Below are 370 nucleotides of genomic sequence, written 5' to 3'. Positions count from 1 at the left end.
TCGGAAAATGTGGATAGCACAATGTTGAATGATGTGTCGCAAATAGAGGAAGTTACTTACACCGGGGAAGACAGCAATAGTAGCTATTGGCTATACTACACCTATATTCCTCACTGCATTCATCAGAAAGCATTAATGAGCGGTGGAGATTGGGCTGTAGCAGAGCGTATTATCTCTATCTACAAGCGAGGTCTAGAGTCTAATTGGGACGAAGGCACTATGCGCCCCATCTTAAATCAATTCAAAGAGGACTTCGGAATTCGTTTTGAGTAAGTAAATAAGCCCAGGATATATTCCGAAATGTCTGCAAAGGGGGCATTATGCCCCGAACGAATGCAATAAACCAAATCGTCTGTACGTGCAAGTCTTC

The 370-nt window shown here is 43.0% G+C and carries 1 protein-coding gene; it reads left to right on the top strand.

The features are described from left to right. Positions 1–273, top strand: a 273-nt coding sequence (locus HMPREF2890_RS09125; RefSeq protein WP_210394710.1) for a hypothetical protein, incomplete at its 5' end; no start/stop codon positions are given. Positions 274–370: the final 97 nt, after the last annotated feature.

It is taken from the genome of Porphyromonas sp. HMSC065F10 (assembly GCF_001808555.1).
Lineage (GTDB): Bacteria > Bacteroidota > Bacteroidia > Bacteroidales > Porphyromonadaceae > Porphyromonas_A.
Note: the sequence above shows the minus strand (reverse complement) of the source record. Positions and strands in the feature narration are given on the sequence as shown.